The sequence below is a fragment of the Sphingomonas sp. genome (genome assembly GCF_041661885.1).
Taxonomy (GTDB): domain Bacteria; phylum Pseudomonadota; class Alphaproteobacteria; order Sphingomonadales; family Sphingomonadaceae; genus Sphingomonas.
Genome location: NZ_JBAZTL010000001.1, coordinates 788067 through 814259 on the forward strand (window position 1 = coordinate 788067; position 26193 = coordinate 814259).

The window sequence follows — 26193 nt, forward strand, 5'->3', positions numbered from 1 at the left end:
AATGACGATCAGCGCCGCCGATTTCGCCAGCCTGCTTTGCTCGCGCCTGTGTCACGATTTGCTGAGCCCGGTGGGCGCGCTCAATAACGGGTTGGAACTGCTTGCCGATGAGCATGACCCGGAAATGCGCGCGCGCTGCCTGGAATTGCTGAGCGACAGCGCCAAGGCGTCCGCCAACAAGCTGAAATTCTTCCGGCTGGCCTTTGGCGCGGCCGGGGGGTTCGGCGAATCGGTCGATTCGCGCGAAGCGCGCGCCGCGATCGAGGGGTTGTTCGGCGATGGGCATAAGGTCAAGCTCGGCTGGATGGTCGAGGATGCGACGCTCCCCAAGCCAGCGATCAAGGTGTTGCTCAACCTGGCGCTGATCGCTGGCGATGCGTTGGTGCGTGGCGGGCAGCTTGATGTCGGCGCGGAAAGCATCGACGGCCAGATCGAGATCGTCGTGCGTGCCGATGGCCCGCGCATCGTGCTCGATTCCGAAATGCGCGCGGCGTTGACCGGGACGCAAGGGGAGACTGTCATCACCCCGCGCGCGGCCGCCGCATACCTTGTCCATGCGTTGGTCGCCGAGGGTGGCGGGATCGTTCGGGTTTCCGACCCGGAGGATGCGGTGTTGTTGTTCGGCGCGGCCTTCAAGGCAGGATAACTCTGCCTTAACCACTCCTCGGCCATGATCCGTGTAGCGCTACGCGGGGACACATGGACGATCTCTTACAGGAATTCATCGCCGAGACGCGCGAGACGCTTGAGGCGCTCTCGGGCGAGATCGTCGCATGGGAATCCGCGCCGGATGATCGCGATCGGCTTGATGCGATTTTTCGGTTCGTCCACACGGTCAAGGGCAGTTGCGGTTTTCTCGATTTGCCGCGGCTCGCACGCCTTAGCCATGCCGCAGAAGATGTGCTCGCCGCCGTACGATCGGGCGATCGGGCGCCGGATACCCGCCTCGTCAACGCCGTGCTGGCGATTGTCGACCGGATCGGCGAGATCGTCGAGGCGATCGATGCGGGCCATGCGCTCGACAATTCTGGCGAAGACCTGCTGATTGCCGCGCTCGATACCGGCTCCGAGGCGGTGGTCCAGGCACCGCTTGCGTCATCGCGCACACCCAGCCGCAGCGTCCGCCTCAACGTCGATCTGCTCGACCGCATGATGAGCGGCATGTCCGACATGGTGCTCGCCCGCAACGAACTGGCGCGCCGCGTGCGCGATGATGGCGCGAACCCGGTGGTCGAGGCCGCGCTCGAACGGCTTTCGCTGACCGTCGCCGAAATGCGCGATACGGTAACGCGGACGCGTATGCAAAAAATCGACGCACTGTTCTCGGCCTTGCCGCGGATGGTGCGCGATACGGCCGCCGAATTGGGCAAGTCGGTCACGCTGCATATCGAAGGCAGCGATGTCGAACTTGACCGCGAGATGATCGAGATGATGCGCGATCCGCTGGTCCACATCATCCGCAATTCGATCGATCACGGGATTGAGGTGCCAACGCTGCGCCGTGCGCTCGGCAAGCGCGAGAATGGTTGGCTCAACGTCGCCGCGCACCAGTCGGGCAACCAGATCGTTATTGAAATCAGCGACGACGGGCAGGGGGTCGATACCGACCGGCTGGTCGCCAAGGTTGCCAGCGCCGGATTGCGCAGCGAAGCGCAATTGCGCGCGCTCACCGAACGGGGACGGCTGGACCTGGTGTTCGAGCCCGGCCTTTCGACCAAGGATTCCGCGACCGCGATTTCGGGACGCGGCGTCGGGATGGACGTGGTGCGCGCCAATGTCGAACAGATTGGCGGACGGATCGATCTGCTCAATACGCCCGGCAAGGGTTTGCGCATTGCCATCCACGTCCCGCTGACCCTGTCGATCATGTCGACGATTGGGGTTGGCGTGCGCGACCAGCGCTTTGCCATTTCGCGGCAGGTGATCGAGGAAATCGTGCGGGTCGGCGGCGGTGCGATTCGTATCGACCGGATTGGTGATACGCTCACCGCGACCGTGCGCGAACGGCGGATGCCATTGATCGACCTGGGCGATATGCTGGGGTTCGGGCCGCGCTATCCCGCCATGCTGGTGATCGTCAGTGCCTCGGGCGGCAGTTATGCGCTGGCGGTGGATGCGGTGCTCGATCATGAGGAACTGGTCATCAAGCCCGCCGCCCCCGCGATCATGGCGACGGGGGTTTATGCAGGGCAAACCTTGCCCGACAGCGGCCTGCCGATGCTGATGCTGGATTGCGCCGGAGTTGCCCATGTCGCCGGGCTGGCCTTCGGACGCGAAGCGATGGTCGAAGAAGAAAAAGCGGAATGCGTTGCAACGGGCGTGCAGGCGTTGCTGTTCGACGACCTTGATGGGATACGTCGGATCCTGCCGCTGTCGGTGATCGATCGTGTCGAGCCCGTTCCCACGGGTGCCATCCGCTTTTCGGCCGGGCGGTTGCGGCTTTCGGTTGAAGGCGGGATCATTCCGTTGGTCGCACTCGGGGAATGGGGCGGTCGGCCGACGGTGTCGGTGCTGCGGTTGCGCGATGGCTCGGTCGAGATCGGTTATGCCATTGGCGAGGCGCTCGATATTGTCGAATTGCCCGATACGATTGTCCCAGCGCACGATGCCGGGCCGATCGCAGGTGTGGCCAGCATCGATGGCGAACAGATCGAAGTGATCGATCTTCATTGGCTGTTTGCCACGCGCGCCGACGCCGGAAGCGCGGGCAATGCGCCGCTCTGCCTGCTCGACGGTGCCGAATCTGCCTGGATGACGACGTTCCTCAAACCCGTGCTCGAAGGGGCAGGGTATCGCGTCACCACGGCGCTGCGCCCCGGCGAGACACCGCGCGTGCTGGTGCGCATGGGCGACGATGCGACGCCGGTTCCCGGCGAAATTCCCGTGGTGCGTCTGCGCCGCGACGCGGATGGCGGGGACGACAGCATTTTTCGCTATGATCGCCCGGCTTTGCTGGCCGCAGTCGCGCGCTCTGCGGGAGATCGGTGATGGCATTGTTCCTGATTGCGCAGATCGCCGGGCGAACGGTGGCGATCGAATCGAGCCAGGTGGAATCGGTGGTCGATATCGGGACGGTAATTCCGGTGCCACGGGCCGAGCGACAGGTGTGCGGCCTTGCCGCTTTGCGCAGCCGCGTCGTCACGGTGATCGACACCCGTGCGGCGCTTGGCCTCGAACCGGCGGAGGTGGACGCGGGCCGCGCGATCATCACGATCGTCGATGGCCACCATTATGCCATTCTGGTCGATGCGTTGGATGACGTCGCCCCGTTCGACCTCGCGCCATTGTCGGCGGGTATCCTGCTGGACAAGGGGTGGTTGACGGTTGGGCGCGGGATTGTCGAGCGCGATGGCGAGCCGATTTTGGCGATTGAACTTGTCGGGTTGATTCCGGGGGGCATCGCGCAAGCCGCGTGAACTCCACCGATTAACGCGACGCTTACGCATTTCGGGCAAGGTTGGCCCAAGCGGATTTTAACAGGGTGAATTCATGAAGACGTGCCTCGTCGTCGACGATTCGAAGGTGATCCGCAAGGTGGCCCGCCACATCCTGGAGACGCTCAACTTTCGCGTCAGCGAAGCGGGGGACGGTCGTGAGGCATTGGATGCGTGCCTGGTGTCGGCGCCCGATGTCGTGCTGCTCGACTGGAACATGCCCGTCATGAGCGGCATGGATTTTCTGCGTGCGCTGCGCGACAGCGCGATCCCGACGCGTCCCAAGGTTGTGTTCTGCACGACCGAGAACGGCATGGCGCACATCCGTGCGGCAATCGAGGCCGGAGCGGACGAATATGTGATGAAACCGTTCGACCGCGAGACGCTGGAAAGCAAATTGCAGATCGTGGGCATGGCCTGACGGGCCGATTGCAATGCGCAGCCAAACCGACAAATTGCCGAGGCGCCCGTCCATCGGCGATGCGCCGCCACGCGTCCTGATCGTCGATGATTCGGCGGTCGCGCGGGCAGTGATCGCCCGTGCGGTCGAGGCCGAGGGGCGTTTCATCGTTGCAGGGGCAGTCTCCAACGCAATCGTCGCGCTGGAGTTTCTCAAGCACACACGCGTCGATGGCATCGTACTCGATCTCGAAATGCCGGGTATTTCGGGGTTGGCAGCATTGCCGGACCTGATCGCGGCGGGGCACGGAGCGAAGGTCTTGATCGTGTCTTCGGCGGCGAGCGAAGGAGCGGCGGCAACGGTCGAGGCGCTTGCGCTTGGTGCTGCGGACACTTTGGTCAAACCGGAAGTCGGCGGATTTTCCGGACGCTTTTCGGTCGCGATCAGTGAAAAATTGACACGGCTGCTCGCCATCGAGGCTGGGCCCGACACCGCAGTCCAGGCAGGCGCGCGCGCCACGGCGGGCGTCGGCACGGGCTTTGACATTGTCGCGATCGGCGCCTCGACCGGTGGCATCCACGCGCTTAGCGTTTTGCTGCGCGAAATGCCCAGCGGCTTTCCTCTGCCGGTTTTGATTACCCAGCATTTGCCGGAGTCGTTCATGCCGTATTTCGCGGCACAGGTTGCGGTTCTCGCCAATCGGCCGTGCGACGTCGCGACCGACTGTATGCGGATTCGCCCGGGCCGGGTAATCGTCGCGCCGGGCAATGCGCATATCCGCGTGGTCAGCACCGGCGACGGCGCGGCGATTCGCTTGAACAGCGATCCTGCAAAAAGCGGGTGTATGCCGTCGGTCGATCCGATGTTCGAAAGCCTGGCCGAGGTTTATGGCCCGCGGGCGCTCGGCGTGGTCCTGAGCGGCATGGGGCGTGACGGCAGTGACGGCGCGCGCAGCGTAATCGCGCGCGGCGGTGCAATCGTGGTGCAGGACCGCGAAAGTTCGGTCGTGTGGGGGATGCCCGGCGCAATCGCCAATGCCGGTGGGGCGAGTGCGGTGTTGCCGCCTGTCGAAATCGGGCGCCTCATCGCCGCGCGGCGGCGACCGACATGATCGAGCCCGGTCTGGAATCTTCGCCCCCGCGCGGCCCTCTTCCGCGCGCCTCTTCCAAAGGTGCAATGGGCGCGCTCACCGCCATCCTCGAGTCGCGGACTGGCCAGCAACTTGCCGCCAATCGTGAGTGGCGGGTCGAGACGGTGCTGAAACCGGTCTTGCGCGACCTTGGGCTGGAAACGCTCGACGCGCTGGCGATTGCGGCGCAGCAATCGAGTGAGATTGGCGATCTGGTCGCAGATGCCCTGCTCAATCAGGAAAGCTCCTTCTTCCGCGATAACGCCGTATTCGAGTTGGTCGCGGACGCGGTTGATGCGATCCGTGCCGAAACACCGGGACGTCGCCCGCGTATATGGTCGGCGGGTTGTTCGTTCGGGCAGGAGCCGCTGTCGCTGGCGATGCTGTTCGCCGAACGCGAGTCGGGCGAGGAGCGATTGCCACCCGAGATCGTCGCGACCGATGTATCGGAAGCTGCGCTCGCGCGCGCGCGGGCCGGGCGATACTCGCAATTCGAGATTCAACGCGGGCTGCCAGTGCGGCGCATGATGCAGTGGTTCGATGGGGACGGCATCGACTGGTTCGCCAAATCTGATCTGGTCCGCCGCATCAATTTTCGACGGCTCAATCTGGTCAGCGATGCGCCACCCGTGGGCCGTTTCGACGTAATCCTGTGCCGCAACGTCTTGCTGTATCTGACGATCGAGCTGCGACGGAAAATTCTCAACCGGTTGGCAACGGTCATCCGTCCGGGCGGCGTGCTGGTGCTGGGGGCGGGCGAAACCGTGATTGGCCAGACCGAGGCATTCCGGCCCAGCGCGCGCTATCGCGGCCTGTACGAACCGGCGGTGAGCGAAGGCTAATCGACGGTCGGGGTTCCTAACGCGCCGTGTCCGTGCTTAAGCGGTGTTTCGGCTCGTGCGGGGAGTGACCATGACCATCATCGATACGCCGTCGCCCAATTTCGACGAGCGCGCGCTGCCCGTCTCGATGATCGTGCTGCATTACACCGGGATGCAGACAGCACAGGCGGCGATCGATCGCCTGCGCGACCCTGAGGCGAAGGTCTCGGCGCATTATCTGGTCACCGAGGACGGGGCGGTGCTGCGCATGGTGGAAGAGGATAAGCGCGCGTGGCACGCGGGCAAGTCGCGCTGGCGCGGGATCGAGGATGTCAATTCGGCCAGCATCGGGATCGAGATCGTCAATCCCGGCCATGAATTCGGCTATCGCCCGTTCCTGGAGGAGCAAATCGATGCGTTGATCCCGCTGGTGGCCGATATCACCGCGCGCCACGGCATCACGCGCGGCAATGTGGTCGGCCATTCCGACATCGCGCCGACACGCAAGCAGGATCCGGGCGAACTGTTCCCCTGGAGCCGCCTCGCCAAATTGCGGCTCGCGCTGCCACGCCCGACCAAGAATCTGATGGACCCTTTGTGGAGCGATGCCGGCTTCCTGATCGCGCTCGAACGCTTCGGCTATGATGTCAGCGACAAGCTCGCCGCCATCGTCGCGTTCCAACGCCGTTTCCGCCCGGAATTGCTCGACGGGGTGATCGATGGCGAGTGCCGCAGCATCCTGCTCGCGCTGCTGTTGCCAAAGCCGACCGGGGACGAATGAGTTTGTCTTTCGCGCGAGATTCGCGCTAGGGGCACCTCCAGCCAGAGGGTCGGGCGGCCGCGGGGTGCGTTAAGCACCGCGAGGAAAGTCCGGGCTCCGCGGAACGACGGTGCCGGGTAACGCCCGGCGGGGGCGACCCCAGGGACAGTGCCACAGAGAGCAGACCGCCGATGTCCTCGTTCGATGAAAATCGGGCAAGGAACAGGCAAGGGTGAAAGGGTGCGGCAAGAGCGCACCGCGCGCCTGGTAACAGGGGCGGCATGGCAAACCCCACCGGGAGCAAGATCGAATAGGGATGGCATATGGGCCTCGTTCCGGCTCGTCATCCGGGTTGATTGCTTGAGGCGGCGTGCAAACGTCGTCCTAGAGGAATGGTCGCCTAACCTCGCAAGAGGGGGACAGAACCCGGCTTACAGACCCTCTGGCGTTTTTTACGGGTCGCCGTTTTTTCATCGCCGTTTCACAAAAGCGTCATGGCGCTATCGCGCTTCGATGCTTAGATGGCCCGCTATGGCGCGTTCTTCTTCCCGCTCAGCCGACTGGGGCTTTCCGCGCTGGCGCGCTTATGGCGAAGCCAGCACTGAGGCGGCGACCGTTCGGCTATGCGACCGGCATGGTTGCACCGAAAAGGGCGATTGCCCGGCACCCAAATCCCCCAACAGCCCCGAACGCTGGTATTTCTGCCAGGAACATGCCGGCGAGTACAATCGCGGCTGGAACTATTTCGAAGGCCTGAGCGCCGAGGAAGCCGCCGAGCGCGAGCGCGCCGAGACGCAAACCGCCGAGGGCTATACCGCCTCGCGCCACCATCAATGGGCTGGGCCCGGCGACGGCAGCCGCTCGCGCGACGAGATTCGCGCGCTGGAGGTGCTGGAGCTCGATGTCGATGCCGATTTCGAGACGGTGCGCGTGGCGTGGCGACGATTGGCGAAATCAAACCACCCCGATGTCCGCCCCGGCGACAAGGAGGCCGCCGCGCGCTTCCTCGCGATTCAGGCGGCATATGACGTGCTGAAGGCCGCCGAGGATGCGCGGACGTGGAAGCCGGGCGTTTGAAGACGGTCCGTTCGGACTGGGGCAACACCCTTTTGGTGTGCAAGAAATGTTCGAAGAAGCTGGGCGGCGGGTTCGGCCCCAAGGGGAAGACGCCGCTGGCCAAGGCTTTGCGTTCGGAACTTGGCGTGCGCAAAGGTACGCTCGGCATCGTCGAGGTGAAGTGCCTCGGCGTCTGCCCGCGCGGGAGCGTCACCGTGGTCAATGGCGCTGCGCCGGGCGAATGGGCGCTGGTGCGTGGTGGCGCGTCGGTCGCGACGGTGGTGGCGGAATTGGGGCTGAGGCCCGACGGGGACTGATATGAACTGGCACACTTGGTGGTTGTTCGCAGGCGCGGTGTTTCTCCTGTCCGGCACGCCGGGGCCAAATATGCTCCACATCCTCTCGCGCAGCGTCGAGCTGGGGATGGCGCGCAGCGTGGCGGCGATGACGGGATGCCTGGCTGCGGTGGTGGCGGTACTTTCGGCATCGGCGGCAGGCCTCACCACGCTGCTGCTCGCGCTGCCGGGCGCGTTCGAGCTGTTGCGTTATGCAGGCGTCGCCTATCTCATCTATCTCGGTATCAAGGCGTGGCGGACCGAGGTTCCGCCAGTGGACGTCGGCGATGGTCCGCTCTCGCCCGCCATTTCGTTCTTGGCGCTGTTTCGCGGTGGCTTTGCGATCGGCATCAGCAACCCCAAGCTGATCCTGTTTGCGGCGGCCTTTCTGCCGCAGTTCGTAACCCCGACGCAGCCACAGGCGCCGCAATTCGCGATTCTGGTCGCGACTTTCGCGGTGGTGGAGTCGTTCTGGTATGGCGTTTACGCGCTCGGTGGCCGGTCGCTGTCGCGCTACCTCGGTCGCCCGGCGATCAAGCGCGCCTTCAATCGCCTGACCGGCGTGATTTTCGTCGGCTTCGGGCTGGCGTTGCTGAAAACGAAGCCGTCTTGATCTATTCGGCCTGCTGCTCGGTTGCATAGCGCGCCGCCGTCTCGCGGATCAGGGCGATCATGTTGGGGATGCCCTGGGTGCGGTTGGAGCTCAGTTGCTTGCTCAGGTCGAATGGAGCGAGCGCTTGCGGGATGTCGGTTGCCAGGATCGCGGCGGGCGGCTGATCCTGCACCGTCCGCAGGACGAGCGCGATGATCCCCTTGGTGATCGCGGCATTCGAATCCGCCAGGAAATGCAGCGTGCCGTCCTCTCGCGCCATCGGGTACACCCATACCGAGGCCGAACAGCCACGCACCAGCGTGGCATCGGTCTTCAACGGATCGGGCATCGGTTCCAGGTCTCGACCGAGATCGATCAGCAGCCGGTAACGGTCATCGGCTTCGAGGAAGCTATATTCGGATTCGAGATCGGCGAGGCTTTGCATAAGCGGGCTATAGTCGCGCGCGGTCGGGTTCGTCACCTCTTGCCTTTTTCCTTCCCCGGCGAAGGCCGGGGCCCAGTCACACGGCGTCGATGTTTTGGTGAAGCGCCTGACTGGCCCCGCCTTCGCTTCTGGGCCCCGGCCTTCGCCGGGGAAGAAGGAAGCCGGATTCAGAGATCCACGCCTGCCGCGATCGCTTCCAGCTTGCGGATGCGCTCCTTCAGATCGGCGATTTCGATGCGGGCGCTGGCGTTGGGGAGTGTCGGCCCGGCATTGGGTTCGACAAAGCTGTGCAACTGCTGGTGCTTGAAAGCGAGCCAGCCGCGCCAACCGGTCAGTGCGGCACCGCTGAGAATGGCCAGACCGGCAAGCGCCGCGGCGGCCATGATGATGTAGAAGGTCGGGTCGGTCATCATCCCTACTCCTGGAAAAGCGGACATTACGGGCGGTCGCGGAGCTTCTCGATCTCGCGATCGAGGCGGGCACCGCTGTCATTGCTATCGGTGGCGAGGCGTTCGAGCACCGCGAGCCGGTCCTTCATCGCCTTCAGTTCATCGCGCAGCCGGGCATTTTCGGCCTGGGCGGCGGGGTCGTCGCGAAAGTGGACATTCTCGCCCTGCTTGGTGCGGACCACGCCGTAGCGCGCCTGAAGCACGCGCCCGATGGTGGCGACGACGACGATCGCGATGACCATTTCATACACGTTCATACTCGAAACTCCCTGTTTCTCGTGTGGGGCGGAAGCCTCAGCGCGCGTTTGCGGCGGCTTCGCGAAGGCGGCGACGGCGCGGGCGGTCGACGCTTTCGGTCGCCCAGCAACATCCCGCCGTGATGACGGCGAGCACGGTGAAAAATACGATCATGATAGCCTCGGGTCAGAAGATGGGGGGAGGAAAGGGGTGCTGTTCAGTTGAGCGGTGTGTCGCGGAGTTGTTCGATCTCGTGCGAGAGATCGACGCCGCGGTCGGTGATGATGCGTTCCAGCACGCGGACGCGCTGTTCGAGCCGTTCGGTCTGCGCGGCATATTGCGCGGCCTTTTCAGCGACCATCGTCGCCTCGAGCTGCATCCGGCGTTCTTTGTGCGCGAGCCAGGGGCGGACGATGGTGCCGCCGATCACAGCGACGAGGGCAACGCAGATCCCCAGGATCGGGATGAGAAAAACAAACTGGAAGCCCATAGCGGTATCCTCCGTTGGAGCAGCGGAATCAGTTGGTTTCGATCCGCAATTGTTCGATTTCGCGCGCGGTGCGGACGGCGGGATCGATCGTGATCCGTTCGAGTACCGCGAGACGCTGCCGTAGGGCGTCGACCTCGATCATCCGGCGCTCATCCTCCTCGCGGCGCAGCGTGGCTTCGCGGTGGAGCGCCGGGTCGGCGGCGATCAGTGCCTGGCGCACTTTGCGCCGGGCGAACGCCTGGATCGTCAGCAGGCCGCCCGAGCCGGTCAGCAGGCCCATGATGAAAGCGGGTTCGGGTGGCATGGCCTGTTCTCCCCCTTCAGCGCAGCGCGTCGATTTCGCGCGAGACTCGCTCGGCGGGATCGGTGGCGATGCGTTCGAGGACGGCGAGGCGTTCCTCGAGGCGGCTGATCTGGCCGTGCAGCTTCTCATTCTCCGCCACCAGCAATTCGGTCTGGCGGGTCGTGCTGAGTTCGCCTTCGCGGCTGATCAACAGCCCCTTTTTGGTTTCGATCGGGTAACCATGCTTGGCGCGGACCCAGTTGTTGAAGGCCCAGGCGATCGGGCCGACGGTAATCGCCGCGATCGGGATCAGAAGTGCTAAAGAATTGCTCATGATAGTGTCCCCTTTAATGCCCGGATCGGATCAGCGCAGGCTGTCGATCTCGTCGGCGAGGCGGCTGTTGCGGCTGGTGTACATCACTTCGATGTCGGCCAGGCGACGGTCGATATCGCGGAACTTGCTGCGGACTTCGGCGGTCGATCGGGTTGGGTTGGTGCGCACGCCCTGCCAGAACTTCGCATCCTCGGCACTGTCATAGAGGCCGAGCGGCTTCTTTTCAGCGACGCAGGCGATGACGATATAGGCGAGCAGCGTCCATCCGCTGGTGGCGAAGGTCAGCAGGGCGGTGCCCACGCGGACCCAGGTGACGTCGATGCCGGTGTAATCGGCGATCCCCGAGCAGACGCCCAGCCATTTGCTGTTCTGTTTGTCGAGGTAGAATTTGGTGCGGCTGGCGGACATTTCAGTTCCTCCGGGTGATGTCGTAATTGGGGGGCGTCGGCTCGGCGAGCGGCATACTCGCGCGCCATTCGGGGTGATCGGCGGCGATGATGCGTTCGACTGTACCCAGGCGATCTTCGAGGCGGCGGGCGAGCGAGTAGAGCTCGTCGAGCAGCTTCTCGTCCTCATTGGTGATCTTGGGGGCCTGCCGCCACTTCGTGACGTAGTGCAGGATCACCCAGGGCATACCGACGAACAGGATGGCGACAATCGGGATAGCGAGAAAAGCGTCATCCATCTCAAGCGTCCTTGCCGAAGCGGGCCTTCATCGCGGCGAGTTCGGCTTCCACCTTGTCGCTGGCTTTCAGCTCGGCGATTTCCTCTTCGAGCGTCTTGGGCGGTTGGCCCATGCCCATCACATCGGCGCGACCTTCGGCCAGATCGACACGGCGTTCCATGATCTCGAAGCGGCTGAACGCGTCCTGGATCTTGGGGCCAGCGTACATTTCGCGCAGCTTGAAGCGGTTCTGCGCGCTTTCTAGCCGGGTTGCGATCGAGTTCTGGCGGGTGCGCGCCTCGCGGAGCTTGCCGGTGAGCTTGGCGATGTCCTCTTCCGACGAGTGCAGCGCTTCGTCGAGCACCGCGATCTCACGACCGAGCTGATCGGCCATGTCGGCGGCCTTTTGCTTCTCGACCAGAGCGGCCTTGGCAAGGTCTTCGCGGCCCTTGGACAGCGCGAGTTCAGCCTTTTCGGTCCAGCTTTCCTGCAAGCTGCCGAGCTTGCTGATGTGGCGGCGCATTTCCTTCTGGTCGGCGATGGTACGCGCGGCGGAGGCGCGGACCTCGACCAGCGTTTCCTCCATCTCCAGGATGATCATGCGGATCATCTTGGCGGGGTCTTCGGCCTTGTCGAGCAGGTCGGTGAAGTTGGCGGCGATGATATCGCGGGTTCGGCTGAAGATGCCCATGATGTAACTCCTTCGAGGGGTACGTTGTGCTGGTGTGAAGAGCGTGTGCCGGGGCGGATGTGAGGGCCCCGCCCCGGCGTCGCCTTACCCGTGGGGCTGGGCGGCGATCTGGGTGGGGGCAGCGGTGGCGGGGCCAACCGTGCCGACCAAGGCGACCGAACCGATCAGAACCGTCGCGACCAGGGCAACGAGGATCTGGGGAAGCGAGTTGCCTGACTTATAGTTGCTGTTCATGGTGTATCTCCTGAAGCTTGAAATCATGGTGCCCGGTGGGGTGATGCCAATAGCTCTGCAGGGAGCGTGCCAATTTCAAAAATGGCGGATTTCCGCGCCTTTTTGGCAGATGAACGAAAAACGCGCTTGCCAAGCCTTGGGAATTTACGCCAAGCCTTGGCAATGGAGCGGACAACCCACGTCATTGGCCAATCGGGCGCGTTCCTCGATGCGCTGGAACTCGCCAGCCGCGCGGCGGCGCTCGACCGCCCGGTGCTGGTGATCGGCGAGCGCGGGACCGGCAAGGAACTCGTGGCCGAGCGCCTCCACCGCCTTTCGCCGCGCTGGGATCAGCCGCTCGTCATCATGAATTGCGCGGCGCTGCCCGAGACGCTGATCGAAGCCGAGCTGTTTGGCCATGAGGCGGGGGCCTTTACCGGCGCGACCAAGGCGCGGGCAGGGCGGTTCGAGGAGGCGCATCGCGGGACCTTGTTCCTCGACGAACTCGGCACGCTGTCGATGGCGGCGCAGGACCGGCTGCTGCGCGCGGTCGAATATGGCGAAGTCACGCGCATTGGGTCCTCGCGACCGATGCGCGTCGATGTGCGGATCGTCGCGGCGACCAACGAGCATTTACCCGACAAGGTCGCGCGGCATCAGTTCCGCGCCGATTTGCTCGACCGGCTGAGTTTCGAGGTGGTGACGCTGCCGCCGCTGCGCGCGCGCGCGGGCGACGTGCTGGTGCTGGCCGAACATTTCGGGCGGCGCATGGCCTCGGAAATGGGGCGCGAGGATTGGCCGGGCTTTACCAAGGCGGCGCAGGCGGCACTGGTTGCCTATCAATGGCCGGGCAATGTCCGCGAATTGCGCAACGTGGTGGAACGCGCGGTGTATCGCTGGGACGAGGACAGCCCGATCGATGCGATTCAGTTCGACCCGTTCCAATCGCCGCATCGCCCGCCAACCGTGCAACCGCTGGCCGAGTCCACCACCGAAACCCCATCAGCCGCCACGCCGCAGCCTTCGAGTAACCCGGACAGGCCGATGGATTACAAGGCACGGCTGGCGCGGTTCGAGCGTGAAATGCTGCAATCGGCGCTGGCCGAGAATCGCTTTAACCAGCGCGCGACCGCCGAAGCGCTTGGGCTCAGTTACGACCAGCTCCGCCACGCACTGAAGCGCCACGGATTGATTTCGGGTGCCAATGCGGAATCGGTTGCGTAACGAGCCGAGCGGACCCATTTGCCGGGCCTGACGTTAGCGTCTCGCGAGCTTTTCAAGGAGAAGACCAATGGCTTTCGAACTTCCCCCATTGCCCTACGCTTATGATGCGTTGGAGCCGACCATCAGCGAAGAGACGATGAAGTATCACCACGACAAGCATCACGCGGCCTATACCGCGAAGCTGAACGAGGGTGTTGCTGCCGATCCGAAGCTCGAAGGCAAGACGATCGAAGAGATTTTCGACATCATCTCGACGCTGCCGCCGCTAGTGCGCAACAATGGCGGCGGCTTCTGGAACCACGATTTCTTCTGGAAGATCATGGCACCGGCGGGCACCACCCAGCCGTCGGGCGCACTCGCCGAAGCGATCGAAGCCTATGGTGGCCTCGACAAGCTGAAGGAAGATTTCAACGGCAAGGGTGCTGGCCAATTCGGCTCGGGCTGGGCGTGGGTCATCAAGGACGCGAGCGGCGCGCTCAAGGTCGTCTCCACCCCCAACCAGGACAATCCGCTGATGGACGATGCCAAGGACAAGGGCACGCCGATCCTGGCCAATGACGTGTGGGAACACGCTTATTACCTGACCTACAAGAACGATCGCCCCGGCTATCTCAAGGCATGGTGGAATGTCGTGAATTGGGACGAAGCCGGCAAGCGCTTCGACGCCGCCTGAATCGCACATTTCGGATGATGCGATTGCACAATATGCAATCGTAAAATCATATATTGCAGTTGCGTAAAACTCTGCTGCACTGCACAAAGAGTGTGCCTTTCAGGCATCCTCTCCTAAAACTTTCCCGGCCGGTCGCAAGACCGGCCTTTTTTTTGTTTGAACGCCTGTTATACCCGATTCGCTGTCGTAGCGCCGCAACAGAACAAAAACGATGGAAGAGGCAGGCCGCCGGAAAGACCGGCATCGGCGACACGATCGTGCGGGGGATCGAGCAGGGTATGCTCTCCCCCGCGATTTGCCGAATAAGTGCAAGGCGACCGGTCATGTTTTCTCTTCGCCGGGGAAGAGCTTAATGGAAGCGGCGCAAAAAATCGCGCCGCACGCATCATTCCTGCGGTGGAATCGGCGGCTCGTCGTTCATGCTGAAGCCGTGTTTCATCAGCATCGGTATGTTCGCAAACGCAAAAACCAGCGTCAGCGGAATGACGCCCCACAGCTTGAAACCAAGCCAGAAGGTATAGCTGAATTCGTGTCGGACGACTTCGTTCAGCACCGCCAGGAACGCAAAGAAGATCGCCCAGTTGATTGTCAGTTTCCGCCAGCCAGTCTCGGTCAAGCCCGGATAGGCGGCCTCCAGGAACAGGCTCAGCATCGGTCGCCCGGTTATTAGCCCGAATACCAGGATCGCCGACAGCATCGCGTAGATGACGGTCGGCTTGATCTGGATAAAATCCTTATTGTGGAAATAAAGCGTCAGCCCGCCGAACACGAGCACGAGGGTGCCGGTGAGCCACAGCATCGGCGAAATGCGCCCGGCGCGGACCACCGAATAGATCATCGCCGCGATGCTCGCGATCATGAACGCCGCCGTGCCGGCCAGCAGTTTCACGATGTCGAGGCCCGGCGTCAGGAAATTGACGAGGAAGAAGATCGCGATCGGGCCGATGTCGATGGCGAGGCGTTGGCCCGCGCCGAGCGGAGCCTTTTTCGTTGCGGGCGTGATGGGGGAGGTGGTCATTTGCGCACCCCTTCCACGCCGGCGATGATCCGCGCAACCTCGTTTGCATCGAACGGACGCAAATCGACCATGCCCTCGCCGACGCCGATCGCGTGGATCGGCAGGCCGTATTTCTCCGCCGCTGCCACCAGCACGCCGCCACGCGCGGTGCCATCGAGCTTGGTCATGACGAGGCCGGTGACCCCGGCGCTCTCCTTGAACACCTCAATCTGGTTGAGCGCGTTCTGTCCGGTAGTGGCGTCGAGCACGAGCAGCACGTCATGCGGGCTATCGACATTGAGGCGACCGAGCACGCGGCGGATTTTGGACAGTTCATCCATCAGCTCGCGCTTGTTCTGCAAGCGGCCGGCGGTGTCGACGATCAGCACATCGATACCAGTCGCGGTGGCTTGCTTGACCGCCTCATAGACGATCCCTGCCGCATCGCCGCCTTCCTTGCCGCTGATGATCGGCACGCCCGCGCGCTCGGCCCAGGTGGCGAGCTGGCCAATCGCGGCGGCGCGAAAGGTGTCGCCCGCCGCCAGCATGACGCCATAATCCTGTTCCTTCAGCCAATGCGCGAGCTTGGCGATGGTGGTGGTCTTGCCCGAGCCGTTGACGCCGATGACGAGGATAACGTGCGGACGCGGGAAGCCGGTGATCTCGAGCGGCGTGGCAACCGTGTCGAGCACCTTCTCGATTTCCTCGGCGACGACGAGGCGGATGCCGAGTTCCTCCATGCCGCGCTCGAACGTGCCCACGGACAAGCGCTGGCGGATGCGCGCGGCGGTTTCGGGGCCAAGGTCGGAAGCGATCAGCGCTTCCTCAATCTCGTCGAGCGTCGCCTTGTCGAGGGGCCCGGTGCCGAGTCCGGCAAGATTGCCGATCAACCGGTCCGAGGTGCGTTTGAACCCGCCGAGGAGTTTTTCGTGCCAGGATGTCATGCGATAGTCTCGTGCATCAAATGTTCCTTCCCCGGCGAAGGCCGGGGCCCAGTGGCGAGGTGGCTACTTGGCTTGGCCAAAGTCTCGCTAAGGCCGTCCCACGACTGGGCCCCGGCCTTCGCCGGGGAAGCATGCAGGGAAGTGGCGGTCAGCGATTGGCTGTCGGTGCCAGTAATGCGCACCGTTTGCACGCTTCCAACGCTATCCGTGGCAAACCGCACCTCGGCAAAGCCGGGCGTATGCCCGCGATCCCCCGGCCGTTCGACCAGTACCTGCTGCGTCGTGCCGACAAGTCCGCGCAGCCACGCCGCCTTGCGCCGCGCGCCCGCCGCGCGCAGCAGCGCCGCGCGGGCCTTGCGCACTGGCACGGGCACAGCGGGCATCCGCGCGGCAGGGGTGCCGTCGCGCTCGGAATAGGGGAAGATATGCGCGTGGACGATGTCGCAATCGTCGATCAGCGCCAGCGTGTCGGCGAACAGCGCATCATCCTCGGTCGGAAAACCTGCGATCAGATCGGCTCCGATGGCAATGTCAGGCCGTGCGGCCTTCAACCGTTCGACCAGCGCAACGCTTTGCGCGCGGCTGTGGCGGCGCTTCATCCGCTTCAGGATCAAGTCGCTGCCCGCCTGGAGCGAGAGGTGGACATGCGGCATCATCCGCTTTTCCTGCGTCAGCAGCGCGAACAGCCGGTCGTCGATCTCGATCCCGTCGAGCGACGACAGCCGCAGCCGTTCGAGCGCGGGGACATGGTGCAGGATGCGCTCGACCAGATGCCCGAGCGTCGGCGCGCCCGGCAGGTCGGGGCCGTAGCTGGTGAGATCGACGCCGGTCAGTACGACTTCGCGGTGGCCCGCCTCGACCAGGGCGGCGATGCGATCGATCGCGGCCCCGGCGGGCACAGAGCGGCTGTTGCCGCGCCCCTGCGGGATCACGCAAAAGGTGCAGCGGTGATCGCAGCCGTTCTGCACCTCGACAAAGGCGCGGGCGTGCGCGCTGAAGGCGGGGGCGAGGTGGGGTGCGGTTTCCCGGACCTGCGCGATATCGCCGACCAGCACGCGTTCGGGCGCGGCCCAGGCGTCTCCTGAAAGCTTTTCGGCATTGCCGAGCACACGGTCGACCTCGGGCATCGCAGCAAAGGCGGCAGGGTCGATCTGCGCCGCGCACCCGGTGACGACGATCTCGGCGCCCGGTCGGTCGGCGCGGGCGCGGCGGATCGCCTTGCGCGTTTCGGCGACGGCGGTGTTGGTGACCGCGCAACTGTTGATGACGACCAGATCCCGCCCAGCCGTGAGCGCACGGATCGCCTCGCTTTCGGCGATGTTCAGGCGGCAGCCAAGGCTGATGATCTGGGGATCGGGCATTGCGGGCGATCTAGGAGCGGACGCGGGCGAAGTCCATGCACTCGACCCGGTCGTGGCCCTTCAGGCGTCAACTCGCCCGGCGTTGTTCCGCCGCTGGTTGAAACGCGGGATCGGCGGTCACGACCTGGAGCAGGCGCCGCTCGGCCAACAGCCGCCTTGTATTGGCGATGCTGGTCGGGCGCCCGTAGAAATAGCCCTGCCCCTTGGCGCAGCCGAGCGCACGCAGCCGTTCCTCGATGCTGGCGTCCTCAATGCCCTCGGCAGTGATCGGCAAATTGAGGCTCTCGCCCAGCCGCGTGATCGCAGTGACGATCGCCGCGCTTTCGCTATTTTGGTTGATCGACATGATGAAGCTCTTGTCGATCTTGATCTGATCGAACGGCAGCGCGCGCAGATGCGCGAGCGAGGAATAGCCTGTCCCGAAATCGTCGAGCGCGAGCCGCACGCCCTGATTTTTAAGGCTGCCCACGATCGATTGCGCCAGCGCGAGGTTGTGGAACAGCGAGGTCTCGGTAATCTCGATTTCCAGTCGGCTGGCGGGAAAGCCGGTCTCGGTCAGCACCTTGATGATCTTTTGCGCGAGCCACGCATCCTTCAACTGCCACGGCGAGATGTTCACCGACAGGGAGAGGCTGGCGTCCCAGTCCTTCGCGGCGAGGAAGGCCTGGCGCATTACCGACAGCGACAGATCGGCGATCATGCCGGTTTCCTCGGCAATCGGGATAAACGCGTCGGGGCCAATCAGTCCGCGCGTGGGATGGTCCCACCGCGCCAGCACTTCGAAACCGCTCAGCCGTCCGGTCGCCAAGTGAATCTGCTGTTCGAAATAGGGCACGATTTCGGATCGCGGAATGGCACCGCGCAACCCAACCTCCAGATCGTTGCGCGCCTGTAACTCGCGTTCCATCGACCGGTCGAACCACGCAAACCGATTGCGGCCGGAGTTTTTGGCTGAATACATCGCAATGTCGGCGGCGCGCATCAGCGCATCGATGCTGACGCAATCAAAGTCCGAGCGCGCAATGCCGACCGATACCGAGATGTGCAGTTGCAATCCCCCCGCCTGGAACGGCTGCGCCAGGCGGCTGACGAGCTTTTCGGCGATGCGTTCGACGGTGGAGGGATCGGTCGGGTCGAACAGGAAGGCGCAGGCAAATTCATCGCCGCCAAAGCGCGCGGTGAGCGCCACGCCGGGCATCGCCTCGGCAATCTCCACCGCGACCTGTTGCAACAGCGCGTCGCCGGTGGCGTGGCCGTGCATGTCGTTAACCGTCTTGAAATGGTCGAGATCGAGCATCAGCAGCGCCATCGCCTTGTGGCGGGCCTGCGCGCGCACGAACATCGCCGCGCCTTCCTCGGCCAGGCTGCGGCGGTTGAGAAAGCCGGTTAGCGGGTCCTTGGAGGCGAGCAATTGCGCACGTTCTTCGGCTGCGGTGCGGATCGTCACTTCATGCGCCAACTCGCGGTGGCGACGCCAGCCGAACAGGATGAGCGCGACGTTGAGCAGCAGCGCGATGACAAGTGTCTGGTCCGGGCCGGGGCCATCGTTGAAATAGCGTTGGAGGGTAGTGGACAGCGCCGCGCTGCCGGTGCCGACGAACAGCAGGATTGCCGCCACCGTGATGGCACCGTTCAGGATATCGCGGCGCTCGGCAGGTGCGCTGGCACGCTGCTCGTTCGGTTCGCTTATCCTCGATTCGACCATCATGCCAATGCGTGCCCTGTGGGTTTTGCGGTGCAAGTGCTTCACATGACAGCCGTGTAGATCGTGTTAATCCGGATGGTTGCGCAATTGCTTGCATTGCGGTAGAGGCACGCTCGATCGCTCCTGTTCAGGTGCGTGAAGGCTGCCCCACGGGGCTACGCCGGTCGACGAGGTTTCGTCCGCCGGCGTTCTTTGCGTTACTGGGCAAAAGCGACGTTTGAGAAGGGTTTTTTCGGATGTTCGAGAGCCTGAGCGACCGTCTTGGCGGTGTGTTCGATCGGTTGCGGGGGCGCGGTGCGCTGACCGATGCCGACGTGCGCGCAGCGATGCGCGAAGTACGCGTGGCCTTGCTCGAAGCCGACGTCGCTTTGCCGGTGGCGCGCGATTTCGTCGATAAGGTCACCGAACAGGCGGTCGGCCAGAACGTGCTGCGCTCGGTCACGCCGGGGCAGCAAGTCGTCAAGATCGTTAACGACGCGCTGGTCGAGATGCTCGGGTCCGAAGCGTCTGACCTCGAACTCGACGTAACGCCGCCCGCGATCGTGATGATGGTCGGTCTGCAAGGCTCGGGCAAGACGACGACGACCGCGAAGATCGCGCTGCGGCTCGCCAAGAAGCAAGGCAAGAAGGTGTTGATGGCGTCGCTCGACGTCAATCGCCCGAACGCGCAGGAGCAGTTGGCGGTACTCGGCACGCAGGCCCAGGTTGCAACGCTGCCGATCGTCGCTGGGCAGCAGCCGGTCGACATCGCGCGGCGCGCGCTGCAGGCGGCGAAGCTGCAGGGTTATGACGTGCTGATGCTCGACACCGCAGGTCGTCTGCACGTCGATCAGGCGCTGATGGACGAAATGCGCGCGGTTGCCGAGGTGACCAAGCCGACCGAGATCCTGCTCGTGGTCGATGCGCTGACCGGCCAGGACGCGGTCAACGTCGCCAAAAACTTCTCCGATCAGGTCGCGCTGACCGGTGTCGTGCTGACCCGCATGGACGGCGATGCGCGCGGCGGTGCGGCGCTCTCGATGCGCGCGGTCACCGGCAAGCCGATCAAGTTCGCCGGCATGGGCGAAAAGCTCGACGCGCTGGAAGCGTTCGACCCGAAGCGGGTGGCCGGACGCATCCTCGGCATGGGCGACGTGGTTGGCCTGGTCGAGCGTGCAGCCGAAGCGATTCAGGCCGAAGATGCCGAGAAGATGGCGGCCAAGCTCGCCAAGGGCCTGTTCGACATGGACGATCTGCGCGCGCAACTCGCGCAGATGCAGCGCATGGGCGGCATTGGTGCGCTGGCGGGGATGATCCCCGGCATGAAGAAGGCACAGGCGCAAGTCGATCAGGTCGGCGGCGAAAAGGTGCTGGTGCGGATGGATGCGATCATCACCTCGATGACGCCGAAGGAGCGCCGCAAGCCCGAATTGCTCAACGCCAAGCGCAAGATCCGCATCGCCAAAGGGTCGGGCACCACGGTGCAGGACGTCAACAAGCTCATCAAGATGCATCAGGAAATGGCGAATGCCATGAAGAAGATCAAAAAGATGGGCGGGCTGGCCGGCATGGCCAAGATGTTCGGCGGCGGCGGTGGTGGTGGTTTCGGCGGTCTGGGTGGGGCCGGCGGGATCGATCCGGCCAAGATGCTCAGCGGCGCTGGCGGTGGCCTTCCCGGTCTGGGCGGCGGCCAGACCAAGCTTCCGCCGGGCTTCGAGAATTTGCTCAAGAAGAAATAAGTTTAACCCAATCAACGTATTAAAAGAAGAAGGTACAGAAAATGGCAGTCAGCATTCGTCTCTCGCGCGGTGGTTCCAAGAAGCGCCCTTACTACCGCATCGTCGTTGCCGATGCGCGCAACCCGCGCGACGGCAAGTTCATCGAGAAGATCGGCACCTACAACCCGCTGCTCGCCAAGGATGATGCGAAGCGCATCGTGCTCGACACCGAGCGTGCAAATTATTGGCTGGGCGTCGGCGCGCAGCCGACCGACCGCGTTGCGCGTTTCCTCGACGTGACCGGCGTGCGCGAGCGTGCAGCCCGCAACAACCCGAACAAGGGCAAGCCCGGCGAGAAGGCGACCGAGCGTCTGGAAGAGCGCCAGAAGAAGCTGGACGATGCCGAGGCCGCCAAGGTTGCCGCTGCTGCCGCTGAGGAAGAGGCCAAGACCGCTGCCGCAGCCGCCGAAGCGGAAGCTGTCATGGCCGCTGAGGTAGAAGCCGCAACCGAAACCCCGACCCCGGAAGCCGAAGCCGTTGCAGAAGCAACCGCTGAAGAAACCCCGGCGAACGGCTGATGCGACCCGATTCCCCCGTCACGCTCGCCGTCATCATCGGCGCGCACGGTGTGACGGGGGAAGTCCGCCTCAAGGTCTTCACCGAGGACCTGAGCAGCTACAAGGTCTTCAATGGCGGCGCACTGACACTCAAGTCGGTGCGCCACGGCAGCAATGGCGCGATCGCGCGCATTGCCGAGGTGACCGACCGCAACGCCGCCGAGGCGTTGCGCGGCACCGAACTGACCGTACCGCGTTCGGCACTCCCACCTTTGGAGCCGGGCGAATATTATCATGCCGATCTGCTGGGCTTGCCCGTTGTTTCGCTGGAAGGGGAGACGCTGGGGCAGGTCGTCGCGATCGATGATTTCGGCGCGGGCGACGTGATTGAGGTCGAACGGCCCGACAAGAAACGCTTCATGGTCCCAATGAACGCCGATGCCGTACCGGATTGGGATGCGGAACGACTGGTCGTTGACAGCGCCTTCGTGGTTTAGTATATACATAACGTGTATACGGAGGCTGCAATGCCGGACGATGAATATCAGGGTACGACTTTCAAATCGGGCAATTCGGTCGCGCTGCGGCTGCCCAAGGGTATGGGTATCCCCGAAGGTACTGAAGTCCGCATGGTCAAGGAGGCCCCGATGTCGTTTCGTGTAGAACCCGTCGCTGCGCCCCGCCGCACGATCGACATTAGCGGATTTGCGGGGAAAATGCCCGGCTTCACCCCGGCCCCTCGTGAAGATTTCGAGGAACGGCCGAGTGCCGTGGCGCGACGCAAGGCGTTGTCGGGCGAGTGACGCGGTATTTCATCGATTCGGACCTCGCCATCTATGCAATGGGTGGCGAGGTCGATTCACCGCTTAACCAGCGTCTTGCGTCTTGTTATCCGGGTGATGTCGCGATCTCGGCGATCAGCTTCGCCGAGGTCGCGCTCGGCACCTGGAACGGCAAGCCGCCGCGACAGGAGATTTTGGACGCGTTTGTCCGCGTGATTCCGATCCTTCCATTCGATGATGCTGCTGCGCGCGAATATGCCCGCCTGCCTTTCAAACGCGCCCGTTTCGACCGCTTGCTCGCCGCGCACGCGCTGAGCCTTGGCGCTACGATCGTCACCAACAACGAAGCCGATTTCGTCGATGTTCCTGGCGTGAGCGTCGAAAACTGGGCGCGATGAGCGGCGCTGTCGCGCTCCATCCCGTCATCGATCATGGAGAGTGGTTCGAGCCATGACCTTCGCCGCCACTGTCCTCACGCTGTATCCCGACATGTTTCCCGGCCCGCTCGGTCTGTCGCTCGCCGGGCGCGCGCTGGCAGAGGGGCGATGGAGCCTCGACGCGCGCAACATTCGCGATTTCGCGACCGACAAGCACCGCACCGTCGATGATACGCCTGCGGGCGGCGGGGCGGGAATGGTGCTGCGCGTCGATGTACTGGCCGCGGCAATCGACAGTGTGCCCGCGGGACGTCCGCTGCTCGCCATGACGCCACGCGGCGCCCCGCTCACCCAGGCGCGCGTGCGCAGCCTTGCCGAGGGGCCGGGCGTCACCATCCTGTGCGGCCGCTTTGAGGGTTTTGACGAGCGTATCTTCACCGCGCGTGCGATCGAGGAAGTGTCGATCGGGGATTACATTCTTTCGGGCGGCGAGATGGGGGCGCTGGTGCTGCTCGACGCTTGCATTCGGCTGCTCCCCGGCGTAATGGGCGCGGCTTATAGCGGCGTGGACGAGAGCTTCGAAACGGGGCTCCTCGAATATCCGCAATATACCCGACCATTTGAATGGGAAGGGCGCACGATCCCCGAAGTGTTGCGATCGGGGGATCATGCGAGGATTTCGGCATGGCGCAAGCACATGGCCGAGACCGAAACACGGCTAAGGCGGCCGGACCTGTGGGAGCGCCATGAGGGTGCTCGGGTCCAGTCGCCCTCTGGCGCGCGACAGACAGACAAGGACGCATGAGATGAATCTCATCCAGACGATCGAAGCCGAGAACATTGCCAAGTTTCTCGAGACCAAGAAGATCCCCGAATTTCGCCCTGGCGATACGCTGAAGGTCGGCGTGAAGGTGGTCGAAGGCGAGCGCACCCGCGTTCAGAATTATGAAGGCGTGTGCATCGCGCGTTCCAACAAGGGCATGGGCTCGAACTTCACCGTGCGGAAGATTTCGTTCGGTGAAGGCGTGGAGCGCGTTTTCCCGCTCTATTCGCCCAACGTCGACAGCATCGAAGTCGTCCGCAAGGGCGCGGTGCGTCGTGCGAAGCTCTATTATCTGCGTGGTCGCACCGGCAAGTCGGCGCGTATCGCCGAGCGCCGTGACACCCGTCCGGCCAAGGGCGCTGCTGCCGAGTAATCGGACGGCCGTTAGGCTCACAGGAGGGCGCGGGGGCTTTGGCCTCCGCGCCTTTTTTGTTTGTGCCAGAGCGGCTTGCTACGAACCGATGGCAAAGCGCACCGGTACAGCGGGCGCGAACAGCATCGGCAATGGGGCACCGGCTTGCACCACAATTTGGTCGAGCGGGACGGCATCCGGCGGCGCATCCGCGGCAAAAACCTGGATCAGGCGACGCCCCGAGGTCGGCAGCAGATCTTTCGGAATTGCGAGCGGCTTGCCGCCCATTTCGACCAGCCATTGGGGGCGTCCGTAGCGATACGCTCTGGCCGGGTGGACAACCTGCAGGTCAACCGCACCAGCATAGCGCCCGAGAATGAGCGGGTTGCTGCCTTCGAAGAAGGCGCTCGGTCGGTTCCCGATGCGCCGCGCAGCGACAGCGTAAGCGGCGCGTGCGGCGGATGCCAAATCTGTTAAACTCGTCTGGTCAATGGTGAGCGGGTCAATGCCGGTCGACCGTTTCAGCCGCGTTGCCATCATGTCGGTTGTACTTTGTTGAAGGTTGATCGGGGTTTCCCAGACGTGGCCATATCCAACGTATATCAGCGCTTTTGCACCGGGCTGCGCCGCGAGAATTGCCGCCAAATTCTCTGCCTGTGCTTGCTCTCGCGGGGCGATACCGCCCTCTTTCGGGCGCTGCTTGCTGGTTTGCTCGTAGCCCACGGGGCGATACCCCAACGCCAAGGCCTCGCGCACAAAGCCCGCAAAAACAGGGTCTCGCGTGTAATAACCGGTGCTGATCCGAACAAAACCGTCCTGCCTGAGCTTGTCGATCGTCGAGGCGTGGCCGAGTTCAGTAGGCTCGCTATCAAACGTTTCTGCGGCCAGGATCGAGTACCCAAGTGGTTTTAACGCACGCGCCACTTGCAAGGCAAAGGCACGGTCGCGCGGGCTATCATGGGCTTCATTCAAGATAACGATGCTGGTGTCGCGCGCGCGTCGGACGATCTCTTCAATCGCATCGTGTGGAGTGGCCGCCGCCACGCGCGTTGCCCAACTGGGGTCGGGGGGCGAACCAGGCTCTGCACGGGCCAGCACGGCTGGGTCGAGTTCATTGGTGAGCATTGGGCTGATCTGTTCCCACATCTGGAACGCGTCTTCGTCACGCACTTTGCCGTCAGGGCCGAAGGCTGCGGCGGCCAAGGCGTCACTGGCCTCGAGATAGCGCCCCTTAGCCAAAGCGGTATCTGCCGCATCGATAGCGGGCGATTGCGGGGGAATCTGCGCGCCGAGGAGCAATGGGGACAAGGCTATAAAAACGAACCGATTTCCTACCATTATCAGCTCCTAACCTAAGCAAGGAAGACTGACGGCATTCGGAGCATAGTCAAGGTAGAGCGCGAAGATTTCTGCGGCACGGCTCAACCAAAGCGGTAAATCTTCACCGTCTCCGGCAAGGCCAATGGCGGCGCGTCTGGATGGTCGAGATGCGCGACGATCGTCTCCAGGATTGCGGTGAGCAGCGCACCATCGGGATGATGGCTGGCACCTTGGATTACAGCGCTGAACCCTGTGCGCTTGGTTGCGCTGGCCGCCTTATAAAGTTCGCCCGCCATCGCCGCAGGCACGGTGCCATCGGCGAGGCCGTGGATCAGGAAATAGGGCTCATCCAGCGACGGCACGGTGGCGAGATTGTCATATCGGTCGCTGACAAACGCGCGCGCGATCTTGGGTACCATAGCACGCAGGCTGGTGAAGGTGCCGATCGTCATCAGTGCATCGAGCTTTTGGCGCGATGCGAGACCGAAGGCCACACCCCCGCCAAGGCTATGACCAACCACGATCAGCCGTTCGCCCCCCGCACGTCGCCGGGCCTCGGCATAGAAAGCGTCGGCATCATGCGCGAGCCCCGCTTCGTTGGCGCGACCGGGATTGCCCGAATAGCCGCGATATTCCGCTGCCACCACGCCATAGCCTTTGGCGATCACGGGGGCGAACCAGTCAAGCGTGCTCATCGCGCTCGAGCCATTGCCGTGGAACACCAGCAGCGTCGGCTTGCCCGGCGCGGCTGGGACAGCGGCACCTGTGATCGACAGGCCGTCACTGGTGTGGACAGTGACGCGCTCGGTACGAGCGGGGAGGACGGCGGTCGCGATTGGCGTCGTGGGCGCTGGATAGATGCGGTCGTGGATCGACCGGCTCAGCACCGGGGTGGCCCCTGCGAGAAGCAGGACCGACAAAAGGATCGCCGCGAAGCCTTTCCCTGTCAACCCGATCCGCCGCATCCGCTACCCTCGCATCCAATCCCGACGTACGTGTCATGTTTGCACGATACACCATGATTGGCTATGGCTGGCGGCCGACTATT

At 63.7% G+C, this 26193-nt stretch carries 35 protein-coding genes and 1 other RNA gene; 20 read left to right on the forward strand and 16 right to left on the reverse strand.

The genetic code is table 11. The features are described from left to right. The first annotated feature begins 1 nt into the window (after position 1). The 11 genes from WC704_RS03895 (at position 2) to WC704_RS03945 (ending at position 8548) form a co-directional block, all read left to right on the forward strand. Positions 2–646: a histidine phosphotransferase family protein gene (locus WC704_RS03895; RefSeq protein WP_372888647.1), complete on the forward strand. Its 645-nt coding sequence runs from the start codon at positions 2–4 to the stop codon at positions 644–646. 53 nt (positions 647–699) lie between these two features. Next, on the forward strand, positions 700–2988 hold the full coding sequence (locus WC704_RS03900) for a chemotaxis protein CheA (protein WP_372888648.1): 2289 nt from the start codon (positions 700–702) through the stop codon (positions 2986–2988). Continuing rightward, a complete protein-coding gene (locus tag WC704_RS03905; RefSeq protein WP_372888649.1) occupies positions 2988–3416 on the forward strand; it encodes a chemotaxis protein CheW in 429 nt (142 codons plus the stop codon). The genes WC704_RS03900 and WC704_RS03905 overlap by 1 nt, the downstream gene beginning before the upstream one ends. 73 nt (positions 3417–3489) lie before the next feature. Next, positions 3490–3855: a response regulator gene (locus WC704_RS03910; RefSeq protein WP_010402926.1), complete on the forward strand. Its 366-nt coding sequence runs from the start codon at positions 3490–3492 to the stop codon at positions 3853–3855. A 13-nt stretch (positions 3856–3868) separates the two neighbouring features. Beyond that, positions 3869–4945: a chemotaxis protein CheB gene (locus tag WC704_RS03915; RefSeq protein ID WP_372888650.1), complete on the forward strand. Its 1077-nt coding sequence runs from the start codon at positions 3869–3871 to the stop codon at positions 4943–4945. A 65-nt stretch (positions 4946–5010) separates the two neighbouring features. After that, the gene (locus tag WC704_RS03920; protein WP_372888651.1) at positions 5011–5805 is read left to right on the forward strand and encodes a protein-glutamate O-methyltransferase CheR; all 795 of its coding nucleotides are present in this window, start codon (positions 5011–5013) and stop codon (positions 5803–5805) included. A gap of 70 nt (positions 5806–5875) precedes the next feature. Further along, complete coding sequence (locus tag WC704_RS03925) at positions 5876–6565, forward strand: N-acetylmuramoyl-L-alanine amidase (RefSeq protein WP_372888652.1); 690 nt, start codon at positions 5876–5878, stop codon at positions 6563–6565. Between the two features lie 41 nt (positions 6566–6606). Then, positions 6607–6994, forward strand: an RNA gene (gene rnpB / locus WC704_RS03930) — RNase P RNA component class A. An 81-nt stretch (positions 6995–7075) separates the two neighbouring features. After that, positions 7076–7621: a J domain-containing protein gene (locus WC704_RS03935; RefSeq protein WP_372888653.1), complete on the forward strand. Its 546-nt coding sequence runs from the start codon at positions 7076–7078 to the stop codon at positions 7619–7621. Next, positions 7618–7917 (forward strand): hypothetical protein, encoded by a 300-nt coding sequence (locus WC704_RS03940; protein ID WP_372888654.1) that lies wholly within the window; start codon positions 7618–7620, stop codon positions 7915–7917. The genes WC704_RS03935 and WC704_RS03940 overlap by 4 nt, the downstream gene beginning before the upstream one ends. Before the next feature lies 1 nt (position 7918). Then, positions 7919–8548 carry a LysE family translocator gene (locus WC704_RS03945; protein WP_372888655.1) on the forward strand — a complete coding sequence of 210 codons (630 nt, stop codon included), beginning with the start codon at positions 7919–7921 and terminating at the stop codon, positions 8546–8548. A 1-nt stretch (position 8549) separates the two neighbouring features. Here the strand turns inward: WC704_RS03945 and WC704_RS03950 are convergent, their stop codons facing one another. The 10 genes from WC704_RS03950 to WC704_RS03995 form a co-directional block, all read right to left on the reverse strand. Then, positions 8550–8972 carry a SufE family protein gene (locus WC704_RS03950; protein ID WP_372888730.1) on the reverse strand — a complete coding sequence of 141 codons (423 nt, stop codon included), beginning with the start codon at positions 8970–8972 and terminating at the stop codon, positions 8550–8552. Between the two features lie 167 nt (positions 8973–9139). Beyond that, on the reverse strand, positions 9140–9382 hold the full coding sequence (locus WC704_RS03955) for a hypothetical protein (protein ID WP_372888656.1): 243 nt from the start codon (positions 9380–9382) through the stop codon (positions 9140–9142). Positions 9383–9408: 26 nt separating this feature from the next. Beyond that, positions 9409–9678 (reverse strand): hypothetical protein, encoded by a 270-nt coding sequence (locus WC704_RS03960; RefSeq protein WP_372888657.1) that lies wholly within the window; start codon positions 9676–9678, stop codon positions 9409–9411. A gap of 197 nt (positions 9679–9875) precedes the next feature. Continuing rightward, positions 9876–10148, reverse strand: coding sequence for a hypothetical protein (locus WC704_RS03965; RefSeq protein WP_372888658.1), 273 nt, complete (start codon positions 10146–10148; stop codon positions 9876–9878). Positions 10149–10176: 28 nt separating this feature from the next. Next, positions 10177–10452: a hypothetical protein gene (locus WC704_RS03970; RefSeq protein WP_372888659.1), complete on the reverse strand. Its 276-nt coding sequence runs from the start codon at positions 10450–10452 to the stop codon at positions 10177–10179. A 16-nt stretch (positions 10453–10468) separates the two neighbouring features. Next, complete coding sequence (locus WC704_RS03975; protein WP_372888660.1) at positions 10469–10765, reverse strand: hypothetical protein; 297 nt, start codon at positions 10763–10765, stop codon at positions 10469–10471. Between the two features lie 30 nt (positions 10766–10795). Further along, positions 10796–11173 (reverse strand): envelope stress response membrane protein PspC, encoded by a 378-nt coding sequence (gene pspC, locus WC704_RS03980; protein WP_372888661.1) that lies wholly within the window; start codon positions 11171–11173, stop codon positions 10796–10798. Between the two features lies 1 nt (position 11174). Continuing rightward, on the reverse strand, positions 11175–11450 hold the full coding sequence (gene pspB / locus WC704_RS03985) for an envelope stress response membrane protein PspB (protein WP_372888662.1): 276 nt from the start codon (positions 11448–11450) through the stop codon (positions 11175–11177). 1 nt (position 11451) lies between these two features. After that, a complete protein-coding gene (gene pspA, locus WC704_RS03990; RefSeq protein WP_372888663.1) occupies positions 11452–12120 on the reverse strand; it encodes a phage shock protein PspA in 669 nt (222 codons plus the stop codon). A gap of 84 nt (positions 12121–12204) precedes the next feature. Next, positions 12205–12354 carry a hypothetical protein gene (locus WC704_RS03995; RefSeq protein ID WP_372888664.1) on the reverse strand — a complete coding sequence of 50 codons (150 nt, stop codon included), beginning with the start codon at positions 12352–12354 and terminating at the stop codon, positions 12205–12207. A 162-nt stretch (positions 12355–12516) separates the two neighbouring features. On the opposite strand from WC704_RS03995, the gene pspF reads away from it, so the two are divergent. Together pspF and WC704_RS04005 are read left to right on the forward strand one after the other, a co-directional pair. Then, positions 12517–13557, forward strand: coding sequence for a phage shock protein operon transcriptional activator (pspF, locus tag WC704_RS04000; RefSeq protein WP_372888665.1), 1041 nt, complete (start codon positions 12517–12519; stop codon positions 13555–13557). Positions 13558–13624: 67 nt separating this feature from the next. Beyond that, complete coding sequence (locus tag WC704_RS04005; protein ID WP_033963803.1) at positions 13625–14230, forward strand: superoxide dismutase; 606 nt, start codon at positions 13625–13627, stop codon at positions 14228–14230. A 385-nt stretch (positions 14231–14615) separates the two neighbouring features. On the opposite strand, the gene WC704_RS04010 is transcribed toward WC704_RS04005, so the two are convergent. The 4 genes from WC704_RS04010 to WC704_RS04025 all read right to left on the reverse strand — a co-directional run bounded on the left by WC704_RS04010 (position 14616) and on the right by WC704_RS04025 (position 19240). Continuing rightward, complete coding sequence (locus WC704_RS04010; protein WP_372888666.1) at positions 14616–15248, reverse strand: inner membrane-spanning protein YciB; 633 nt, start codon at positions 15246–15248, stop codon at positions 14616–14618. Then, complete coding sequence (ftsY, locus tag WC704_RS04015; RefSeq protein ID WP_372888667.1) at positions 15245–16171, reverse strand: signal recognition particle-docking protein FtsY; 927 nt, start codon at positions 16169–16171, stop codon at positions 15245–15247. The genes WC704_RS04010 and ftsY overlap by 4 nt, the downstream gene beginning before the upstream one ends. Next, on the reverse strand, positions 16168–17532 hold the full coding sequence (mtaB, locus tag WC704_RS04020) for a tRNA (N(6)-L-threonylcarbamoyladenosine(37)-C(2))-methylthiotransferase MtaB (protein WP_372888668.1): 1365 nt from the start codon (positions 17530–17532) through the stop codon (positions 16168–16170). Before mtaB ends, ftsY begins: the two co-directional genes overlap by 4 nt. Before the next feature lie 67 nt (positions 17533–17599). After that, the gene (locus WC704_RS04025; protein WP_372888669.1) at positions 17600–19240 is read right to left on the reverse strand and encodes a putative bifunctional diguanylate cyclase/phosphodiesterase; all 1641 of its coding nucleotides are present in this window, start codon (positions 19238–19240) and stop codon (positions 17600–17602) included. Positions 19241–19473: 233 nt separating this feature from the next. On the opposite strand from WC704_RS04025, the gene ffh reads away from it, so the two are divergent. From ffh to rplS, 7 genes are read left to right on the forward strand one after another with little or no spacing between them, the layout of a single operon-like run. After that, the gene (gene ffh, locus WC704_RS04030; protein WP_372888670.1) at positions 19474–20955 is read left to right on the forward strand and encodes a signal recognition particle protein; all 1482 of its coding nucleotides are present in this window, start codon (positions 19474–19476) and stop codon (positions 20953–20955) included. A 41-nt stretch (positions 20956–20996) separates the two neighbouring features. Next, positions 20997–21512 carry a 30S ribosomal protein S16 gene (gene rpsP, locus WC704_RS04035; RefSeq protein ID WP_372888671.1) on the forward strand — a complete coding sequence of 172 codons (516 nt, stop codon included), beginning with the start codon at positions 20997–20999 and terminating at the stop codon, positions 21510–21512. Then, on the forward strand, positions 21512–21988 hold the full coding sequence (gene rimM, locus WC704_RS04040) for a ribosome maturation factor RimM (RefSeq protein ID WP_372888672.1): 477 nt from the start codon (positions 21512–21514) through the stop codon (positions 21986–21988). The genes rpsP and rimM overlap by 1 nt, the downstream gene beginning before the upstream one ends. Positions 21989–22018: 30 nt before the next feature. Next, on the forward strand, positions 22019–22294 hold the full coding sequence (locus WC704_RS04045; protein WP_372888673.1) for an AbrB/MazE/SpoVT family DNA-binding domain-containing protein: 276 nt from the start codon (positions 22019–22021) through the stop codon (positions 22292–22294). Continuing rightward, complete coding sequence (locus WC704_RS04050) at positions 22291–22671, forward strand: type II toxin-antitoxin system VapC family toxin (RefSeq protein ID WP_372888674.1); 381 nt, start codon at positions 22291–22293, stop codon at positions 22669–22671. The genes WC704_RS04045 and WC704_RS04050 overlap by 4 nt, the downstream gene beginning before the upstream one ends. Before the next feature lie 52 nt (positions 22672–22723). Further along, on the forward strand, positions 22724–23455 hold the full coding sequence (trmD, locus tag WC704_RS04055; protein ID WP_372888675.1) for a tRNA (guanosine(37)-N1)-methyltransferase TrmD: 732 nt from the start codon (positions 22724–22726) through the stop codon (positions 23453–23455). A 1-nt stretch (position 23456) separates the two neighbouring features. After that, positions 23457–23846, forward strand: coding sequence for a 50S ribosomal protein L19 (gene rplS, locus WC704_RS04060; RefSeq protein ID WP_209610777.1), 390 nt, complete (start codon positions 23457–23459; stop codon positions 23844–23846). Between the two features lie 78 nt (positions 23847–23924). On the opposite strand, the gene WC704_RS04065 is transcribed toward rplS, so the two are convergent. Both WC704_RS04065 and WC704_RS04070 read right to left on the reverse strand, forming a co-directional pair. Further along, positions 23925–25124: a hypothetical protein gene (locus WC704_RS04065; protein ID WP_372888676.1), complete on the reverse strand. Its 1200-nt coding sequence runs from the start codon at positions 25122–25124 to the stop codon at positions 23925–23927. A 122-nt stretch (positions 25125–25246) separates the two neighbouring features. Continuing rightward, on the reverse strand, positions 25247–26065 hold the full coding sequence (locus tag WC704_RS04070) for an alpha/beta hydrolase (RefSeq protein WP_372888677.1): 819 nt from the start codon (positions 26063–26065) through the stop codon (positions 25247–25249). Positions 26066–26193: the final 128 nt, after the last annotated feature.

Coding starts and splice junctions, on each gene's coding strand:
- pspF (WP_372888665.1), top strand. CDS start 12,517: ATGGAGCGGACAACCCACGTCATTGGCCAATCGGGCGCGTTCCTCGAT.
- WC704_RS03900 (WP_372888648.1), top strand. CDS start 700: ATGGACGATCTCTTACAGGAATTCATCGCCGAGACGCGCGAGACGCTT.
- WC704_RS03915 (WP_372888650.1), top strand. CDS start 3,869: ATGCGCAGCCAAACCGACAAATTGCCGAGGCGCCCGTCCATCGGCGAT.
- pspC (WP_372888661.1), bottom strand. CDS start 11,173: ATGTCCGCCAGCCGCACCAAATTCTACCTCGACAAACAGAACAGCAAA.
- WC704_RS03970 (WP_372888659.1), bottom strand. CDS start 10,452: ATGCCACCCGAACCCGCTTTCATCATGGGCCTGCTGACCGGCTCGGGC.
- WC704_RS03950 (WP_372888730.1), bottom strand. CDS start 8,972: ATGCAAAGCCTCGCCGATCTCGAATCCGAATATAGCTTCCTCGAAGCC.
- WC704_RS04025 (WP_372888669.1), bottom strand. CDS start 19,240: ATGATGGTCGAATCGAGGATAAGCGAACCGAACGAGCAGCGTGCCAGC.
- WC704_RS03955 (WP_372888656.1), bottom strand. CDS start 9,382: ATGACCGACCCGACCTTCTACATCATCATGGCCGCCGCGGCGCTTGCC.
- WC704_RS03965 (WP_372888658.1), bottom strand. CDS start 10,148: ATGGGCTTCCAGTTTGTTTTTCTCATCCCGATCCTGGGGATCTGCGTT.
- WC704_RS03995 (WP_372888664.1), bottom strand. CDS start 12,354: ATGAACAGCAACTATAAGTCAGGCAACTCGCTTCCCCAGATCCTCGTT.
- rimM (WP_372888672.1), top strand. CDS start 21,512: ATGCGACCCGATTCCCCCGTCACGCTCGCCGTCATCATCGGCGCGCAC.
- trmD (WP_372888675.1), top strand. CDS start 22,724: ATGACCTTCGCCGCCACTGTCCTCACGCTGTATCCCGACATGTTTCCC.
- WC704_RS03960 (WP_372888657.1), bottom strand. CDS start 9,678: ATGAACGTGTATGAAATGGTCATCGCGATCGTCGTCGTCGCCACCATC.
- WC704_RS03975 (WP_372888660.1), bottom strand. CDS start 10,765: ATGAGCAATTCTTTAGCACTTCTGATCCCGATCGCGGCGATTACCGTC.
- WC704_RS03925 (WP_372888652.1), top strand. CDS start 5,876: ATGACCATCATCGATACGCCGTCGCCCAATTTCGACGAGCGCGCGCTG.
- WC704_RS03945 (WP_372888655.1), top strand. CDS start 7,919: ATGAACTGGCACACTTGGTGGTTGTTCGCAGGCGCGGTGTTTCTCCTG.
- rplS (WP_209610777.1), top strand. CDS start 23,457: ATGAATCTCATCCAGACGATCGAAGCCGAGAACATTGCCAAGTTTCTC.
- WC704_RS03895 (WP_372888647.1), top strand. CDS start 2: ATGACGATCAGCGCCGCCGATTTCGCCAGCCTGCTTTGCTCGCGCCTG.
- mtaB (WP_372888668.1), bottom strand. CDS start 17,532: ATGCCCGATCCCCAGATCATCAGCCTTGGCTGCCGCCTGAACATCGCC.
- WC704_RS03910 (WP_010402926.1), top strand. CDS start 3,490: ATGAAGACGTGCCTCGTCGTCGACGATTCGAAGGTGATCCGCAAGGTG.
- WC704_RS04045 (WP_372888673.1), top strand. CDS start 22,019: ATGCCGGACGATGAATATCAGGGTACGACTTTCAAATCGGGCAATTCG.
- pspA (WP_372888663.1), bottom strand. CDS start 12,120: ATGGGCATCTTCAGCCGAACCCGCGATATCATCGCCGCCAACTTCACC.
- WC704_RS04005 (WP_033963803.1), top strand. CDS start 13,625: ATGGCTTTCGAACTTCCCCCATTGCCCTACGCTTATGATGCGTTGGAG.
- ffh (WP_372888670.1), top strand. CDS start 19,474: ATGTTCGAGAGCCTGAGCGACCGTCTTGGCGGTGTGTTCGATCGGTTG.
- WC704_RS03935 (WP_372888653.1), top strand. CDS start 7,076: ATGGCGCGTTCTTCTTCCCGCTCAGCCGACTGGGGCTTTCCGCGCTGG.
- WC704_RS03920 (WP_372888651.1), top strand. CDS start 5,011: ATGGGCGCGCTCACCGCCATCCTCGAGTCGCGGACTGGCCAGCAACTT.
- ftsY (WP_372888667.1), bottom strand. CDS start 16,171: ATGACATCCTGGCACGAAAAACTCCTCGGCGGGTTCAAACGCACCTCG.
- WC704_RS04010 (WP_372888666.1), bottom strand. CDS start 15,248: ATGACCACCTCCCCCATCACGCCCGCAACGAAAAAGGCTCCGCTCGGC.
- WC704_RS03905 (WP_372888649.1), top strand. CDS start 2,988: ATGGCATTGTTCCTGATTGCGCAGATCGCCGGGCGAACGGTGGCGATC.
- rpsP (WP_372888671.1), top strand. CDS start 20,997: ATGGCAGTCAGCATTCGTCTCTCGCGCGGTGGTTCCAAGAAGCGCCCT.
- pspB (WP_372888662.1), bottom strand. CDS start 11,450: ATGGATGACGCTTTTCTCGCTATCCCGATTGTCGCCATCCTGTTCGTC.